Below are 13,937 nucleotides of genomic sequence, written 5' to 3'. Positions count from 1 at the left end.
TCCATTCAACAACGAAGACCGGAGGAAATGCCGATGTCCGCTGAACTGAGCCCGCTGACATTGGAAACGGAAACCGAATTGCCGGAGCGGCAGGGGCCGCCGCTGCCGCAGACGACGCAAGAGACGATCAACACGATCGTGCACTATTATCGCGGCGAAATGGGGCGAATGGCCGGATGGCGGGACCGCATCGACCGCACGTCGAACTGGGCGATCACCGTTGTTGCGGCGATGCTTTCCGTATCTCTGTCGACGCCGTCCTCGCATCATGGTGTCCTGCTGTTCGCGATTCTCCTGATAAGTTTGCTGCTGTTGATCGAAGCGCGACGTTATCGCTTCTTCGACGTCTATCGCGCGCGTGTACGCCAACTCGAGCGCGGTTATTTCGCGCAAATTCTTGCGCCGGAGGGGATGCCGAGCCTAAAATGGTCGGCCTCGATTGCAAAAAGCCTGCGCAAGCCGGCCTTCCTGATGAGTTACCGCGAAGCCGTCTATCGGAGGCTCCAGCGCAACTATTGCTGGATGTACCTGATCTTGCTTTTGGCCTGGGCGCTGAAGATCTCGTCGCCGAAGATTTCCTCCAACGGCGAACCTTTCGGCCACGTTCGTTCCTGGGCCGACGTGACCGAAAATGCCGCGCTCGGGCCGCTCCCGGGCTGGGCGGTGATGATCGGGGTCGCGCTCTTCTACGTCCTTGTTCTTTACGCGTCGCTGCACAAGGAACATCACGAGGGCGAACTCGCTCACGGCGAGGTGCATGTCTGACAGTGCGCATAGCGCATCGATGATGTGTGCATTTGTTGCTGTCATCAGAAATTGTCGTTTGCGGTCAGCGAAAATGACTGCTTCAACTGCATCCGCTCTCGGGGCAGCTTCGGCCAGGGAAGCATGCTTGGTTTGAAATCAACGCGACTTTTGCGCGCCCGGCGCATGCCGGAGACTACGGCGTCGAGCATCTTGTCGGACGCGCAAAGGACGCACTCTGAATGCTGCATGTTTCCTTGAGCCGGCTACGATTTAGGGAAACTTGCAATAAAGGACGAGAAGATGAGTGGAGAGAAGGTAGCGATCATCACCGCAGGCGGCTCGGGCATGGGTGCGGTTGCAGCGCGAAGGATGGCGGCGGAGGGATATCGCGTCGCGATCCTCTCCTCATCCGGCAAGGGGGAGGCGCTGGCGCGCGAACTCGGCGGCATCGGCGTCACCGGCTCGAACCAGTCGAACGACGACCTGAAGCGCCTGGTCGATGCGGCCTATGATGCCTGGGGCAGGGTCGATGCGCTGATCAACTCGGCCGGCCATGGGCCGCGCGCACCCGTATTGGAGTTGACCGACGAGGACTGGCACAAGGGAATGGAGGTCTACTTCCTCAACGCCGTGCGGCCGACCCGGTTGGTAACGCCGATCATGGTCGAGCAGAAATCCGGCAGCATCGTCAACATCTCCACCTATGCGGCCTTCGAACCAGATCCTTTGTTTCCGACGTCGGGCGTCTTCCGTTCCGGTCTCGCCGCATTCACGAAGCTCTTTGCCGACCGCTATGCCGCCGACAACGTCCGTATGAACAATGTTCTGCCGGGCTTCATCGACAGCCTGCCGGAGACGGAGGAGAGGCGTAACCGCATTCCAATGGGGCGTTACGGCACGTCGGAGGAAGTCGCTGAATTGATCGCGTTGCTCGCGACCGATCGCGGCGCCTATATCACCGGCCAGAATATCCGCATCGACGGCGGAATCACGCGTTCCGTGTGACGCCGGCGGGAACCATGCGGCGCTCAGTGGAGAATGAACTCTCCCTTGAGCGCCCGCCATTCGCTGGCGGATACCAGCTTGCGATGCACATAGCGCACTGAATGCAACGGGCCGTCCAGTTTCTCCTGCCAAAACTTCAGGAAGTGGCGCATCTCCGGAAAGTCCGGCGCGATGTCGTAATGTTGCCAGATATAGGTCTGGAGGAAGGTCGGATGGTCGGGCATCCGGTAGAGAATCTGGGCCGTTGTCAGGCCATAACCCTTGAGCTGCAGCTCCATCTCACTCGTCATCAGGACCTCACTTCTCGCAAAGGTGGTCTCTATGATGAAACGCTTGATCTATTAATCAAGTCTTAGTATTCGTATCGAAACGAGATTTCCTGCGGAATAACAAAGGCTTGTCAGCACTCGCCGATCGGTGCTGCCAAGCCTTAGGAGGAGCGGTGATCCTGCTCCACACCGGCCTCGGGCAACGCGGAAGGCGGCCGAGAGACCGCTGCCGTGTTGACGTTGCGCTATCGCTTCAGATGCCGCGTCAGTCGTGCCTCGAACCAGGCCCAGATGTTGCGCAGCAATTCGACCATCAGCAGGTAGAGAACCGCTGCCCAGACATACATCTGGTAGTCGAAGGTGCGGGAGAAGGCGCGGCGCGTCTCTCCCATCAGGTCCAGGACGGTGACGATTGCAACGATCGCCGAGCCCTTGATCATCAGGATGATCTCGTTGCCGTAGGGGCGCAGCGCGACGATCATCGCCTGCGGCAGAATGATCTTGAAGAACGCGACGCGCTGCGGCAGCCCAAGGGCCGCGGCGCCTTCGTGCTGGCCGCGTGGTACGCTCTGGATAGCGCCGCGCAGGATTTCGGCCTGGTAAGCGGCCGTATTCAGCGTGAACGTAAAGAGCGCGCAGTTCCAGGCATCCCGGAAGAACCACCAAAGCCCCACCGCTTCGAGCTGCGGACGGAAGCTGCCGAGGCCGTAATAGACGAGGAAGAGCTGGGTGATCAGCGGCGTGCCGCGGAAGAAATAGACATAGGCATAGGAAAGCCAGGACCAGATCTTGTTCTTCGACATGCGCCCGAGTGCTACCGGCAGCGACAGGATGGCGCCCATGATGATCGAGGAGATCACGAGCGTCAGCGTGACGCCGAGACCGGACAGGAAACTCGGCCCGTATCGCGAGAATTTCTCCGGGTCCCAGCCGTTGACGACAGTGAGGAAGATGCCGACGGCAAGCGCAAGCCAGATGCCGAGCGTAACGCTGCCGATGAAGCGCGAAAGCGTATAGGGCTTAGGCGGCGCCGGTGGCGGTGCCTGCGGCGGAATCATGGTTTCGGCAATGCTCATCGGCTCATCTCCGCGCGTTTGGTCCAGCGTTCGAGCGCCGAGAAGGCGACGGATGAAACCATCGCCAGGACGAGGAAGAGGATACAGGCGATGCCGAAGAATTCGAACGCGTGCTTGGTGACGCGGGCGGCGACGCCCGTCTGGCGGAGAATGTCGGGCAGCCCGACGACTGAGACGAGGGCGGTATCCTTGAGCAGCGCCATCCAGAGGTTGCCGAGGCCTGGAAGCGCGATGCGCACGAGCTGCGGCAGGATGATCAGCCGCATCGTCTTGCCGCGATGGAAGCCGAGCGCATCGCCGGCCTCATATTGCCCGTGCGGAATAGCCTTGAACGCGGAGAGCAGCACTTCCGAGCAGTAGGCGGAAAAGACGACCCCGAGCGCAATCATGCCTGCAACGAAGGCGTTGATCTCCACCGGGCCCTCGTAGCCGAGGGTCGCAAGGAACTGCTGCACGAGGATCTGCATGCCGTAGTAAACGATGAAGAGCGTCAACAGCTCGGGCAGGCCGCGAAAGATCGTCGTATAGATGTTGGCCGCAAGGCGCAGCGACTTCTCGTTCGATTGCTTGGCAAGCGCGATGAAGAAGCCGACGACCAGCCCGACTGGGAGGGTGGCGATCGCAAGGCTTGCAGTGATGAGGAATCCGTAGGCGATCTCGTCGCCCCATCCGGCGTCGCCGCACGCCAGAAGCGTGCCGGAGCCGAACCAACGAAATACTCCGACCGGACCGCAGAGCGGATCGATGATCGATCCGATCCAGGCGAAAACGGAGAAAAGGGCGGCGAACAGTCCGCTCATGCCAATAAATTCCCCTTGCAGCGTTCTTTTTGGCGTCAATGACGCTTATTTTCGAAGGTTCTTGTCAAACAAAAACGGCGGAAGGGCAAGCCATCCGCCGTTGCATTTTTTGCATCAACCGAGATTTCCCCGGTATGATCGGCACGAAAATCGAGCCTGCTGCATCTTCTCCTCAAATCGCAGTCGATTTACGGACAAAACATGCAGCTTGTGCGCCAGAAGAGGCGCACGGCGCTGTGGTGGCGTCGATCAGCTGCCGTAGACGTCGAACGGGAAGTACTTTTCGTTGATTTCCTTGTACTTGCCGTTTGCGCGGATGGCTTCGATCGCCTTGTTGAGCTTTTCGCGCAGCGCGTCGTCGCCCTTGCGCACAGCGATGCCGGCACCTTCGCCGTTGATGACCGGGTCGATCGGCAGCGTGCCGAGCAGCTTGCAGCAGGCGCCGTCCTCGGTCTTCAGCCACTCCGAAAGTACGACGACGTCGTCGATGACGGCGTCGACGCGGCCATTGGCGATGTCGAGCTTGTATTCGTCGGCGGTCGGGTAGAGTTTCACCTCAGACTCCTTCATATGCGCTTCGGCATAGTTGGAGTGGGTCGTGGAACCCTGAGCACCGAGCGTCTTGCCAGCGAGTGCGGCCTCGGTCGCCTCGGTGATCGGAGAGTCCTTCGGAACGACGATCGCCGGCGGCGTGTTGTAGTACTTGTTGGTGAAGTCCACCTTTTCTTTGCGCTCGGCGGTAATCGACATCGATGCCACGATCGCATCGAACTTCTTGGCGATGAGCGCCGGAATGATGCCGTCCCAATCCTGGGTCACAAAGGTGCATTCGGCCTTCATCTCTTCGCAAAGCGCCTTCGCGATGTCGATGTCGAAACCAGTCAACGAACCGTCCGCTTCGAGATTGTTGAAGGGCGGGTAGGCGCCTTCCGTGCCGATAACGACCTTTTCGCCGTCTGCCATGGCGGTGCTGGCCATGAGCACGAAAACGGCAGCCGATGCGGCGGCTGCCAGCCGTCTGGAAATACGCATGATTATCCTCTCTGTTGGCTGACACCCGGTTTTTTCTTGTTCGCGGATGCCAAATAGGGCCGGGGCGTACGCCTCGGTTGGCGGGATATTCGTACTTCTCCTGCAAAAATCAACTGGAAAGCGCCATCGCCCACCGCGAAGCCGGGATCACGCGCCGTTCGCTTCCGCGAGCGAAGATGAACGGCCCGTTCAGCGGAGGTTAATGTAGCCTCCGATAGGCCTTGAAGCGGAACCGATCCGCGACTGCAGCGTTGCGAGTACGACATAGACGAACACAAAAAAGTCGGAAACCGCGGATCATGGCCCTTTAGGTGCAGGCTTGCGGCCGTGACAGGTCGACTGGACAGGACGCGCGGCAAGCTACGGGACCTCCCCAATAAGAGGAAGGAAGACAATGTCGATTCGATCCAGACTTTTCGCGACAGTGGCCGTGCCGGTATTCGCGGCGAGCTTTGCCGTTCAGCCGGCACTTGCCGAGAGCCTGATGGCGCCGTTCGAAGTTGCTCAGGAAGGCGCGGAGCAGCCGTCGCCCGAGGAGTTGCTGCTTAAGAAGCGCAGAAAGCAGCGTGCGGCCGAAGAAGAGCCCCAGGGGCAGGCTGAGGAGCAACAACGCCAGGCCGAGGAAGAGGCCCCCGTCCGCAAGAAGCGCCGACAGCAGGCCGAGGAACAGCAACCCGCCGCTGAGGAGGCTCCGCGGCAGGCTGAAGAGCAGCAGGCTCCGAGGCGCAAGAAGCGTCAGCAGCAGGCTGAGGAACAGCAACCCGCCGCCGAGGAGCGCGCTCCGGAGCAGGCCGAGGAGCAGCAGACTCCAAGGCGCAAGAAGCGCCAGCAGCAGGCTGAGGAACAGCAGCCCGCCGCCGAGGAGGGCGCTCCGCAGCAGGCCGAGGAGCAGCAGGCTCCAAGGCGCAAGAAGCGCCAGCAGCAGGCTGAGGAACAGCAGCCCGCCGCCGAGGAAGCTCCGCAGCAGGCTGAAGAGCAGCAGGCCCCAGCGCGCAAGAAGCGTCAGCAGCAGGCTGAAGAACAGCAGCCCGCCGCCGAAGAGGGTGCTCCACAGCAGGCCGAGGAGCAGCAGGCTCCGGCACGCAAGAAGCGCCAGCAGCAGCAGGCTGAGGAAGGTCAACCCGCCGCCGAGGAGGGCGCTCCGCAGCAGGCTGAGGAGCAACAGGCTCCCGCCCGCAGGAAGCGCCAGCAGCAGGCTGAAGAACAGCGCCAGACGGATCAGCCAGCCGAACAGATTGGTGAAGGCGAACAGCCCGCTCCTGGCGCGGAAGCACCGGCGACGGCAGAGGGTACCGGCGAACGGCCGCGTGGCCAGCGTGCTCCGGAAGTGGTCGATGAGCGCACGGAGGAAGAGAAGGTCAAGATTGCCAAGGACCCGGCGGCGAGCGACGACACAGTTGTGCTTCCGGTCGAAAACGGTGCAGCCGTTCTCGACAGCGACAAGGATGCCGACAATGTGGGCGGCAACCGTGCCCGCGAGGCTCGGCGCAAGCAGCGTGAGGAATTGCGCGCCAAGGAAGAAAGCGTAGCGCCTCCGACCGACGATGCCGCAGCCCAGGCGAAAATATCAACCGAGGTCCGGGAACAGATTCCACAGAGGATCGAGGCCAATCTGAACGAGGAAGGACAGCGCATCGAAGAAGCGCCGGTCTTCGCCGTACCTGAGACGACCAACATCGTCAACAACACGATCGTCAACAACACCGTGATCAACAACAACACGACGAACAATGTCACCGAGGTGGAAGTGGTCGAGGAGGTCGATGACCGCGTGATCCTCGGCGTCGGCGACCGCATTTTCGTCCGCGGTGACGACCGGCCGCGTCTGCGGCGCGATTCGGAGGAAACCTTCTACGACCAGCTGCCGCGCGACCGCGTCCGTGAGACCATCGTTCGTCCGGGCGGCTATCGGATCGTCACGGTCTACAACCGCTATGGCGATATCGTGCAGCGCTCGCGTATCGACAGCGACGGCAACGAATATCTGCTGATCTATGCGCCCGAGTACGAGGAGGATCAGGACCGTCCGGCGATCGTAGACGTCGGTTACGAACTGCCGCCGATGCGTCTCACCATTCCGGTGGAGGATTACATCGTCGACTACGCCGACGATCCGGACCGGGATTACTACGAATTCCTGTCCGAGCCGCCGGTCGAGCAAGTCGAGCGCGTCTACACGATCGATGAGGTGCGCAACTCCGCCCGCCTGCGCGACAAGGTTCGCCGCATCGACCTCGACACGATCCACTTCGAGACGGGTAGCGCCGAGGTGTCGATGTCGCAGGCCAAGACGCTGCGCGGCGTCGCGGATGGCATGTCGAAGATCCTCGAGAAGGATCCGGGTGAAACCTTCTTCATCGAGGGCCACACGGATGCCGTCGGCTCGGACCGCTCGAACCTGGTTCTTTCCGATCAGCGTGCGGAATCGGTCGCGGTGCTCCTCAGCGAAGTCTATGGCGTCCCCGCGGAAAACCTCGTGACCCAAGGCTATGGTGAGCGCTTCCTGAAGGTGCGCACGCAAGATGAGGAGCAGGAGAACCGCCGCGTGACCATCCGCCGCGTGACTCCTCTCGTGCGGCCGGTCGCTCAGCGCTGACGACAGCCTGCTGCCACTGCTTGATGAAACGGGGCCGGGAGACCGGCCCCGTCTTTATGTATGGGCGCAGGAAGCCGTGAAGTCGCTGGAGAAATGAGTTCGGTTCGGAGGTTCAGCCCCGCAGCCCCGTAACCTTTTCAACGAAGTCGGCGATTGTGACCGTATCGTCGAGAACGAAGACCGGGAGGTCGGTGTCGGTCACCGGATGATCAGCAGCGATGGCGACGATATGCGGGTCGATCGGCGCCAGCGGCTGGCGGTTGGCTGACTCCAGGCGGCGTGCTTCGATCTTCGGGATCGGCTCGCGCTTGTAACCTTCGATCAGTACGAGATCGCAAGGTGCAAGCCGCGCCAGGACCTCTTCGAAGGACGGTTCCGGCGCACCACGCAATTCATGCATGATCGCGAAGCGCGTCGAGGAGACGATCGTCACCTCATGCGCGCCGGCCTCCCGATGGCGGTAACTGTCGGCGCCGACCTTGTCGATGTCGAAGTCGTGGTGGGCGTGCTTGACGGTGGACACGACGTAGCCGCGCCGCGTCATTTCACTGACGAGGCGGACCATGAGGCCAGTCTTGCCCGAATTCTTCCAGCCGGCGATGCCGAATATCTTGGGTTGTTTCATTGTTTGCGATCCTTGAGGCGTTGCAGCCATGCTTCGGCCTCTCGAAGCTCTTCCGGCGTATTGATATTGAAGAAGGGGTCGAGCGGACCAGCCTTCGTGTCGATCATCGGAAAGTCTACCGTTGACGACGGATGGCGCGCAATGAAAGCGCGTACGCGCAACTTGGTGTCGGTGCGGATCCAGGCTTCCAGATCATCGGCGATTGCGATCGGCCACAGCGCAAACAGTGGATGCATGGCCCCGTCGGAACAGGCGACGGCAATCCTTCCCTCCAGGTCGGGCGCTGCGGAAAGCCGGGCCACGAGGTCATCGGGGAAAAACGGTGTGTCGGCCGGCACTGTCAGCACGTGGGCAGCATGTGGTGCGGCCTGCGCGGCGTGGCGCATGGCGGTCAGAATGCCGGCGAGAGGGCCGAAATAGCCAGGCACCGTGTCGGCAACCACGGCAAGACCGGGGGGCAGGTCGATGCCGGGAGCGGCATTGAGATTGAGCGCAATAACGTCCGCTTGCGGGGCGAGTCGCTCGACGATGCGATCGAGCATCGTTCGGCCATCGAGCACGAGGCCCACCTTCGGCCTGCCCATGCGCGAGGACCGGCCGCCGGCGAGGATGACGGCGGGCGGGCGCGGCGGTGCTTCTGGCGCATTCATGGCCATCGACGCGTTCCTCTATTCGAGAGGGCCGGCAAGGGAGCGTTGGGCAACGGCCTTCCTGCCGCGCAGGCTCTCGCGATAGAATGTGTAGAGGCCGGAACCGACGATAACGGCGACCCCCGCCAGCATCCAGCTATCCGGCGTTTCCGAGAAGAAGAAAATGCCGATCGCGACCGACCAGAGCAGACTTGTGTAGCGGAATGGCGCGATCACGGAAATGTCGCCGTCGCGCATCGCGAGCACGATCGTCTGATAGCCGAACATCAGGAGAATGCTGGCAATGGCAATGTGAGTGAGCGACGTCGCCGACATTGGCTGCCAGCCCCCGAACGGCACGATAAGCACAGCGCCGACGAGCGTCGTAATCAGGGCCGTCGTGACCGTGATGAAGAGCGACGGCACGTCGCTGCCGATGCGGCGGGTGCAGAGATCACGCGTCGCGGTGCAGAAGACGCAGGCGACGACGGTCAATGCTGCAGTGGTAAAGCCTTCCGGTCCGGGTCGCAGCACGATCAGCACTCCGACGAAGCCGATGGCGATTGCCGCCCAGCGGCGCCAGCCGACGGGCTCGCGCAGGAAGAGCGCCGCGCCGAGCGTCACCGCCAGCGGCAGCGCCTGCATGATCGCGGAGGCGTTTGCGAGTGGTAGCTGGCCGAGCGCCGAAATATAGGTGATAGACGCCAGCGCCTCCATGACGATGCGCAGGATGATCGCCGGCCGCAGGATCGTTCGGATCGGGCGAAACGCACGGAAGTGGACGGCGATGACCAGCACCATCACCGTGGTGAGCAGGCCGCGGACGAACATGATCTGGCCGGTATTCATGGCGCCGGTCACGGATTTGACGAGCGCGTCGTTGCAGGCAAAACTGACCATGGCAAGGCACATCAAAACGATGCCGCGGAAATTGGCAGATGAATGCATTCGTCTTTCCTGGTGGCCTCGGCCGAGGCCAATGCCGTGCTTGGCGGGAGGAGGCGAATCCGTCTGGCGAGATGCGCGCCCCATGGCCAAGCATTGACCGTCCTTTCGCGCAAACTCAAGCATCGTTTGTGCAAAATCGCCCTCCACAGGGGCGGTGAGCCGTACCGACGCAAGATTCCTGGCTGCGCGCCACCGTGCCGCCGCTTCCGGCGAACATTCGCTGAATCTTAAGTTTCGCTGCCTATCGTCCCGATGATTCCGCAATCCAATCGCATGAAGCGATCGGTGGAGACGGCCGTCAGATCTTTTTGCGCCGTTGATCCGCGACGTGCCCGCTGGAGCCTGGGAGGTGCTTCCGCCGGCATTTCACACCGCTTCCGTCAGAGAAGCCACCGTGCGGGCATGTTCCTCATAAAAAAGAACCCGGGGTCCGCAATGTCTATGATCGATCGCCTCTTACAGCGCCTGCGTATCGTCACAAAAGTCCTCCTCTTCGTGGTTCCGCTCGTGGCCCTGATCGCCGGGATCGGTCTCGTCGGTTTCTTCACCGCGCGCACGCTCAACGGGCATATGACCGTGACGCGCGAGACCATCAACAATCTCTCGGATTTTCAGGCGCTGCGCAGCGCGTTGCAGGCGTTCGCCGACAGTCCGAGCGAGGAAGCGCGCGATGTCCTTGTGAAGCAGATCGACGAGCAGGAGCAGGGCGTCAGAACACTGGAAGGGCTGTTGGCACGCGAGGCGGACAGGGCGCAAATCGCCTCTGTCGTCGCCCTTGGCTCTCAGATGCGCAACCAGACCGACAAGCTCTGGTCGGTAAAGACCGAGCAGGACACGGCGACGAGGTCGCTTGAGGCGGCGCTCGCCGACATGACCGAGAAGGGCAACGGCGCCTACAAGCAGATCGATATCATCCGGACGGAATCGGGAGAGAAGGAAGCCTTTGCCAAGGCGCTGCTCTTCGATGCGGCTGCCTATCAGGGGGTTGCCGAACGGATCAAGAAATTCCGCCTGCCGGTGACCATGGCCGTCAATCCCGATGCCAAGATCGACCAGGCAAACAAGCTGCTGCCGCATCTGCTGAAGCAGATCGGTGAAGCCGAGAAGATCGCCTCCGAAAAGGTGCAGAAACCGATCGGCGAACTCAAGGCGCAGGCGCTGAAGATCCAGGCGATCCTCGCAAGCGCCGAGGAAAACGACGCGAAGAAGAACGCGCTCGTGCCGATCCTCAGCAAGCTCTCGAAGTACGAGGCCGATTTTGCCAAGGAAGCGGTCAAGAATTCGGACACCGCAGCCAAGCGCTTCGTCGGGATGGACGAGGAAATTTCGACACTCAAGACGCTGATCGCTTTGATGAGCGATACCTTCAAGGGGCTCGACAATACCCGCTTTCATATCAGCGAGTTGCACCGTTCTCTCGACGCCGCGAGTCGCGACCTCGTGATTGCCGATATCAACGGCGTGCGCGAAACGTCCCTCAAACTTTCCGAACTCGGCGGCAAGAACGCAGCGCTCCGCGACCTGCCGGCGAAGCTTGGCCCCTCGCTCGACAGTATCGACAAGGGTACTGCCGCATTGATCGATGTCGGCGGCCGCTGGCAGGCCGCCAAGGGCGAGGCCGCGACGCTTGTCGCCGATGCAAGCCGCACACTTGAAAGCTTCGTCAGCAGCGCGCAGGAAGCCGGGAAGCAGGACAGCCAGCGCTCGGCGACCGTCTCGATCATCGCCATGGTCGCCGGGACGCTGCTTTCCATCATCGGTGGCCTGATGCTGGTCGAGACACTGCGCGGCCCGTTGAAACGCGTCACCGAAACCATGACACGGCTCGCCAACGGCGACCTCGAAGTGGCGATCGAAGGCCGCAATCGCGGCGACGAAATCGGCGACATGGTGCGCTCGGTTGCTGTCTTCCGCGACAACGCACTGGAAAACGTGCGGCTGGAACGTGAGGCGGAAGCTGCGCGGACCCTGTCGGCCGCGGAGGAGGCACGCCGCTCGCAGGAGCGCGCGCGCATCGAAGCCGAGCAGATGCAGGCGCTCAATGCTCTTTCCGACGTCCTTGCCCAGCTTGCCGCCGGCAACCTCGAGGAAGGCATGGCGGAGGATCTGCCTGCGGACTACGTGATCATGGCGCGCACCTACAACAACGCCGTCGAAGCGCTGCGTGCGACGCTGACGGATGTACGCCTCGTCACGGAGGAGATCACCGGCGGTACCGGCAATCTCTCGGCCTCGGCCGACGATCTTGCCCGGCGTACAGAGCAGCAGGCGGCGGCGCTCGAGGAAAGCTCGCGCGCGCTCCGTCAGCTCACCGAACTCGTCCGCTCGACCGCCGAAAGCGCGCGCAGCACGACCATATCGGTCGATGAGACGAACAACTATGCCCAGCATTCCGGCCAGGTCGTCGCCAAGGCGATCGATGCCATGGCGGAAATCAATCGTTCGTCCGAGAAGATCGGCACGATCATCGGCGTGATCGACGAGATCGCCTTCCAGACCAACCTGTTGGCGCTGAACGCGGGGGTCGAGGCGGCCCGCGCCGGCGACGCGGGCCGTGGCTTCGCCGTCGTTGCCCAGGAGGTACGCGAACTGGCGCAGCGTTGCGCGGGAGCGGCCCGCGAGATCAAAGGGCTCATCTCGGCAAGCTCCGCCCAGGTGCGCAGCGGCGTCGCGCTGGTGCAGGAGACAGGCGACGCGCTGGCGGTGATCAACGACCACATCGCCACCATTCACCAGCTCGTCAGCAATATCGAGGCTTCCGCAGCGGAACAGTATACCGGTCTCAGCGAGGTCAATTCAGCCGTTCACGAGGTCGAGCTGATCACGCAGCAGAACGCTGCGATGGTCGAGGAGAACACGGCGGAAATCCACGGCCTGCGCCGGCAGGTCGAAGCGCTCAACGAGAAGATCGAGCGTTTCAAGACTGGCACTGGCGGGCTGAGCGATCACAGGCAGCTTCGTTACGGATCGACCTACGCTGCCTGACCTATGTTGAAAGCAGAAGGCCCCGCGGTCGCCAGCGACTGCGGGGCCTTCTGATTTTTCTCTGGTTCTGGGAAAGCGTCAGCCGCCGGTTACGCTCATGTGGCGTGCGACGGCTGGGCGGTTGTGTTCGCGATCGATGATGAAGTCGTGGCCCTTCGGCTTGCGGGAGATCGCCTCATCGATAACGCGGGAGAGATAGGCATCGTCGCCGGTGGTGCGCAGCGCCGCCCGCAGGTCGGCGGCGTCGTTCTGGCCGAGGCACATATAGAGCGTGCCGGTGCAGGTGAGCCGGACACGGTTGCAGCTTTCGCAGAAATTGTGCGTCATCGGCGTGATGAGTCCGAGGCGTCCACCGGTCTCCACCACCTCGACGTAGCGGGCAGGGCCGCCGGTCTTGTAGGCAATATCCTTCAGCGTGAACTGGGCTTCGAGACGCTCGCGCATCTCGGACAGCGGCAGGTAGTGGTCGGTCCGGTCCTCGTCCACTTCCCCCATCGGCATGGTCTCGATCAGCGTCAGGTCCATGCCGCGTCCGTGCGCCCAGCGCATCAGTTCGGGAATCTCGGCATCGTTGAAGCCCTTGAGCGCGACCGTATTGATCTTCACCTTGAGGCCGGCTGCCTGAGCCGCGTCGATCCCCTCGAGTACCTTCGAGAGTTCGCCCCAGCGGGTGATCTGGCGGAACTTGTCGTGATCGCGGGTATCGAGCGAAACGTTGATCCGCCGCACGCCGCAATCGGCCAGTTCGGCGGCGAATTTCGACAGCTGCGACCCGTTGGTCGTCAGCGTCAGCTCGTCGAGGCGGCCGGCGTGTATCTCCTTGCCGAGTTCGCGCACGAGAAACATGATGTTCTTGCGCACCAGCGGTTCGCCGCCGGTGAGCCGGAGCTTGCGCACGCCCTTCGCAATGAAGGCGGAACAGAGCCGGTGCAGTTCCTCGAGCGTCAGCAGATCCTTCTTCGGCAGGAAGGTCATGTGCTCCGCCATGCAATAGGTGCAGCGGAAGTCGCAGCGGTCGGTGACCGAAACGCGCAAGTAACTGATGGCCCGGCCGAAAGGATCGACCATCGGCGTCTTCGAGCTGTCAAGCGGCTGTGCGCCGGTTCTGTCAATGGCGGCAGTGTTCAAGGTTCTTCTCCGAGCGCTTCCAATGTCGGGGGCAAAAACCCTCGCGTCAAGGCGCATACTGTCGCAAATTTCGGTGAAGCGGCATTCGGTCCCAGCG

The 13,937-nt window shown here is 62.0% G+C and carries 12 protein-coding genes; 4 read left to right on the top strand and 8 right to left on the bottom strand.

Features of this window, described 5'->3' with window-relative positions:
• Nucleotides 1-33: 33 nt before the first annotated feature.
• Both QN224_RS15070 and QN224_RS15065 read left to right on the top strand, forming a co-directional pair.
• On the top strand, nt 34-765 hold the full coding sequence (locus tag QN224_RS15070; RefSeq protein ID WP_269283269.1) for a DUF2270 domain-containing protein: 732 nt from the start codon (nt 34-36) through the stop codon (nt 763-765).
• Nucleotides 766-1,047: 282 nt separating this feature from the next.
• Entirely contained in the window at nt 1,048-1,752 is a 705-nt protein-coding gene (locus tag QN224_RS15065) for an SDR family oxidoreductase (protein WP_283977348.1), read from the top strand.
• A 23-nt stretch (nt 1,753-1,775) separates the two neighbouring features.
• Here QN224_RS15065 and QN224_RS15060 read toward each other — a convergent pair whose 3' ends face one another.
• The 4 genes from QN224_RS15060 to QN224_RS15045 all read right to left on the bottom strand — a co-directional run bounded on the left by QN224_RS15060 (nt 1,776) and on the right by QN224_RS15045 (nt 4,929).
• Nucleotides 1,776-2,042: an usg protein gene (locus QN224_RS15060; RefSeq protein WP_283977347.1), complete on the bottom strand. Its 267-nt coding sequence runs from the start codon at nt 2,040-2,042 to the stop codon at nt 1,776-1,778.
• Nucleotides 2,043-2,266: 224 nt separating this feature from the next.
• The gene (locus QN224_RS15055) at nt 2,267-3,097 is read right to left on the bottom strand and encodes an ABC transporter permease (RefSeq protein ID WP_269283276.1); all 831 of its coding nucleotides are present in this window, start codon (nt 3,095-3,097) and stop codon (nt 2,267-2,269) included.
• A complete protein-coding gene (locus QN224_RS15050) occupies nt 3,094-3,897 on the bottom strand; it encodes an ABC transporter permease (RefSeq protein WP_283977346.1) in 804 nt (267 codons plus the stop codon). The genes QN224_RS15055 and QN224_RS15050 overlap by 4 nt, the downstream gene beginning before the upstream one ends.
• 249 nt (nt 3,898-4,146) lie before the next feature.
• The gene (locus tag QN224_RS15045; RefSeq protein WP_283977345.1) at nt 4,147-4,929 is read right to left on the bottom strand and encodes an ABC transporter substrate-binding protein; all 783 of its coding nucleotides are present in this window, start codon (nt 4,927-4,929) and stop codon (nt 4,147-4,149) included.
• A 394-nt stretch (nt 4,930-5,323) separates the two neighbouring features.
• On the opposite strand from QN224_RS15045, the gene QN224_RS15040 reads away from it, so the two are divergent.
• Nucleotides 5,324-7,525: an OmpA family protein gene (locus tag QN224_RS15040; RefSeq protein ID WP_283977344.1), complete on the top strand. Its 2,202-nt coding sequence runs from the start codon at nt 5,324-5,326 to the stop codon at nt 7,523-7,525.
• 112 nt (nt 7,526-7,637) lie between these two features.
• On the opposite strand, the gene mobB is transcribed toward QN224_RS15040, so the two are convergent.
• Genes mobB through QN224_RS15025 form a run of 3 tightly spaced genes read right to left on the bottom strand, consistent with a single transcriptional unit; the run spans nt 7,638 to nt 9,727 of the window.
• Nucleotides 7,638-8,150 carry a molybdopterin-guanine dinucleotide biosynthesis protein B gene (mobB, locus tag QN224_RS15035; RefSeq protein ID WP_283977343.1) on the bottom strand — a complete coding sequence of 171 codons (513 nt, stop codon included), beginning with the start codon at nt 8,148-8,150 and terminating at the stop codon, nt 7,638-7,640.
• Entirely contained in the window at nt 8,147-8,800 is a 654-nt protein-coding gene (gene mobA, locus QN224_RS15030) for a molybdenum cofactor guanylyltransferase MobA (RefSeq protein WP_283977486.1), read from the bottom strand. The genes mobB and mobA overlap by 4 nt, the downstream gene beginning before the upstream one ends.
• Before the next feature lie 18 nt (nt 8,801-8,818).
• On the bottom strand, nt 8,819-9,727 hold the full coding sequence (locus QN224_RS15025) for a DMT family transporter (RefSeq protein WP_283977342.1): 909 nt from the start codon (nt 9,725-9,727) through the stop codon (nt 8,819-8,821).
• A 435-nt stretch (nt 9,728-10,162) separates the two neighbouring features.
• On the opposite strand from QN224_RS15025, the gene QN224_RS15020 reads away from it, so the two are divergent.
• Complete coding sequence (locus QN224_RS15020) at nt 10,163-12,712, top strand: methyl-accepting chemotaxis protein (RefSeq protein WP_283977341.1); 2,550 nt, start codon at nt 10,163-10,165, stop codon at nt 12,710-12,712.
• Nucleotides 12,713-12,790: 78 nt separating this feature from the next.
• Here QN224_RS15020 and moaA read toward each other — a convergent pair whose 3' ends face one another.
• Entirely contained in the window at nt 12,791-13,840 is a 1,050-nt protein-coding gene (moaA, locus tag QN224_RS15015; RefSeq protein WP_283977340.1) for a GTP 3',8-cyclase MoaA, read from the bottom strand.
• Nucleotides 13,841-13,937: the final 97 nt, after the last annotated feature.

The sequence above is a fragment of the Sinorhizobium sp. 7-81 genome (assembly GCF_030124405.1).
Taxonomy (GTDB): Bacteria; Pseudomonadota; Alphaproteobacteria; order Rhizobiales; family Rhizobiaceae; genus Sinorhizobium; species Sinorhizobium psoraleae.
This window is presented reverse-complemented; position numbering and strand designations above follow the sequence as displayed.